The organism is Arthrobacter sp. P1_B3 (assembly GCF_056406615.1).
Map to the genome: position 1 here is coordinate 1 of NZ_JBFTZV010000061.1, position 2,891 is coordinate 2,891.

Sequence of the window (2,891 nt, forward strand, 5' to 3'; positions counted from 1 at the left end):
TACCCGCAGGGCAAGGGGCAGGAAATTCCCTCAAGGAAATCAGCGACGCAGGAGCGCCGGAGGGACATTTCCTGCACCGCAGGCCCCGGTGGAGCTTGCGGAACCGGGGCTAGACGGGGTGGAGCGGACGCCTAGAATCCGGAGGACAGCAACCAAAAAACGTCGAAGACGTAAGGCAGGGCCAGGGCGGGCCGGAGCCCTGCGACGGACAGCACTGGACCCAACAGCCGGCCGCGCCAGCGGACGCCCCAATGGGTGCGAGCCCTGCGAGCATGCCCCTGGCGCTCGTACGGGTTGAGTGTGTGACCATGGTGTCGTGCCAGTTGAAGAGCCCGTCCCGTTCGCCTTCCGTGCCACTGCTTACTTTCGGACCACGAGGTGGTTACGCCGCCGGGTCCGGGCATTCCGCTATGACGTCATTTGGCCCGATGGCCATATCGACCGTGACATTGACCTGGTCAAGGTGATGTACCGGAGAGCCCCGGCAGACTACGCAGTCATGAAACGGGCCATGCACGATGAATCCCCGGACGTAGGGACCGGGCCCTGGGTGTGGTATTCCTACGGGCTTCCCATCGAGGTACCCATTGAGCGCTTTCTGGCCGACAACTCCTGAGCAGGGTGAGGCGATGAGTGAGACTGAGCCTGACGAGGGCACCAGTAAGTTTCCTGTCGCGAAGTCAGTGCGGGGGAAGATCGCCGTAATCGTGGGGGTTCTTCTGGTCCTTTCTGTGCTCGGTATTGCCTTGAGCAGCGGGGTGGATGACCGTGCGGAGCGGGACGCTGAAGTCGTGTCCCTCATGTCGGGCTACTCCGTGGATGATGTAAGCATTTACGACGGGTCATGGCACGGGAACGACGGGAGTCTCCCCGGTCGCTACACCCTGCACATCACCAAGGACGGCTCAGTGCATGTTTGCCGCCAAGTTACCGTTGAATCCCTACGCGCAAATGAGTCAATCAAATGCGATGGTGGCACGGTCATCCACCCCAAGGTGGTTCCAGCCACAGGGAGCAGCTAATGAAAGCTCCGCTGCCGACTCAATCACGCCCTAACCGGGTGCTGCGGCTCCTGGCTGTGGTGTTCACAGTCGCTGCGGTCGGATCGGTGGTGCTGGTGGCCGTGGACATGGTCGTTGGTCGGCCTGCTGCCGGCGATGTCTTTATCCCTTCCTTAACGGCTTGGCGGCAGTGGGGTTGTGGCGTCGGGCGTTGGAACAAGCGCGGACATGAGGAAAGGCCAGCACCTAGGTGCCGGCCTTTCCTGGTTTTCCCTCTGCAAAGGAAATTTGGGTGGGCAGCGTCTCGCTGCCTGGTGGTTAGAGGTTGTGGTGTTCCTGGGCCCAGCCGATGTTCGCAGGCCCGGTTGGTTCGTCGGCAGTGAGGAGACGAATTTCGATGACGTCTTCGGCCAGGCTGGGTTCGGCGTCCGGTTTGTCGTCGTCGGTCAGGATGTAGTCGGTTCCCATGCTCACGCTTCCTGGTCGGTGCAGTGTTCGTGGGTTCACTGTAGCCGTGGTTTCTACACGCTTGCTGGGTTCCGGGCTGCGCCCGCGCGAGCGTCAGGCGGCCGGCGGAGCGAAGCGGGGGAGGCCGCCCCGCCACCGGCAAAAAGGCCGGGCCGGGATCATTGGGTGATCCCGGCCCGGCTCTGTCCGTTTAGTTGTTGTGCCGCTGGTAGGAGGTTTCCGGGTCGCGGGCGACGTCCGCGACGGAGCCGCGGTTGATCAGTTCCAGCAGCAGCCCTGACAGCCGGAACCCGGGTGCGTCCGTGTCCGCGTGTTTGAGGTACCGGTTCGCTTGGGTGCCGTTGCCTTTGAGCCATTCCAGCCACCCCATCAGGGTCAGCATCGGTGCGCGCTGGCCTGCCGGGACTGCCTTCATCAGCTCGAAAGCGATGGCCTGGGCCCGGTCCACCCGGTTCCAGTCGGGTCGTCCGGTGAAGGTTCCGAGGATGACGTCGGCGAAGTTGCCGTTCTGGGTGGTGATGGTCTCGCGGAACAGGAAGTCCCGGACCATTTTGTGCTGGAACGCTCCCGCGAGGTCCCGGGCAGTGTCGAGGTCCGGGGTCCCGGTACTGTCCAGCACTGCCGCCCACACCGCACATGCTTCCTCAATGTCCGCTTCGCTGCCCTCGGGTGCTTGTACCGGCATGGCCCAGGTGCCCAGCAGGGCGGGGTTGTAGACGTCGATGTCCGTGGCGCTGCCGAAGAAGGTAAACGTCGGGTTGGCGTGGCTGTCGGTGATCTGCTCCAGCGGGTGCTCCTCGTCCGAGCCGAACTCCGTCCAGTAGCTCGAGGTCACGAGCCAGACGTTCCGCACGGGCATCCGGGCTGCGGCCAGCTCGCTGACCAGCGCGGCAACGTGCGCGGCGTAGGGGTAGCTGTCCTGGTTCTCGTCGGTGTAGACGACGACGTAGGACGCCGTGGCCTTCTCATCGTTGGCGGCGTGGCTGGTCAGCGTCTGCGCGTAGTTCAGCGGCTCGACGTGCTCGGGAGCGTCCACCCGCAGGCTCGCACCGAGAGCACCGGCATGGGCGGTGAGGACCACGAACGACTCCGAGGGCGTGATGCCCAGCAGGTGCGGGATGGCCGCCAGCAAGTCAGCGGGACCGGTGAGGTTCAGTTTTTCAAGCATGGTGGTGCTCCTTTTGCAGAGGATTCCGGTGGGTGGGGCGGCTTAGGTGACCGGCCAGCTTCCCCTCTCCCCCAGTTGTTTTTTGGTTGCTGGCAAGCTCGCTTGCTCGGCGGCCGACGGAGCCCTGTCTACCCGCAGGGCAAGGGGCAGGAAATTCCCTCAAGGAAATCAGCGACGCAGGAGCGCCGGAGGGACATTTCCTGCACCGCAGGCCCCGGTGGAGCTTGCGGAACCGGGGCTAGACGGGGTGGAGC

Annotated in this window: 3 protein-coding genes; 1 reads left to right on the forward strand and 2 read right to left on the reverse strand. The window is 64.1% G+C overall.

Translation table 11 applies throughout. From position 1 onward, the window contains the following. The first annotated feature begins 316 nt into the window (after window positions 1-316). Complete coding sequence (locus AC1D2F_RS23785; protein ID WP_476967895.1) at window positions 317-616, forward strand: hypothetical protein; 300 nt, start codon at window positions 317-319, stop codon at window positions 614-616. A 703-nt stretch (window positions 617-1,319) separates the two neighbouring features. Here the strand turns inward: AC1D2F_RS23785 and AC1D2F_RS23790 are convergent. Both AC1D2F_RS23790 and AC1D2F_RS23795 read right to left on the reverse strand, forming a co-directional pair. After that, entirely contained in the window at window positions 1,320-1,475 is a 156-nt protein-coding gene (locus AC1D2F_RS23790) for a hypothetical protein (protein ID WP_476967896.1), read from the reverse strand. A gap of 184 nt (window positions 1,476-1,659) precedes the next feature. Further along, a complete protein-coding gene (locus AC1D2F_RS23795) occupies window positions 1,660-2,637 on the reverse strand; it encodes a DUF4192 domain-containing protein (RefSeq protein ID WP_476967897.1) in 978 nt (325 codons plus the stop codon). Window positions 2,638-2,891: the final 254 nt, after the last annotated feature.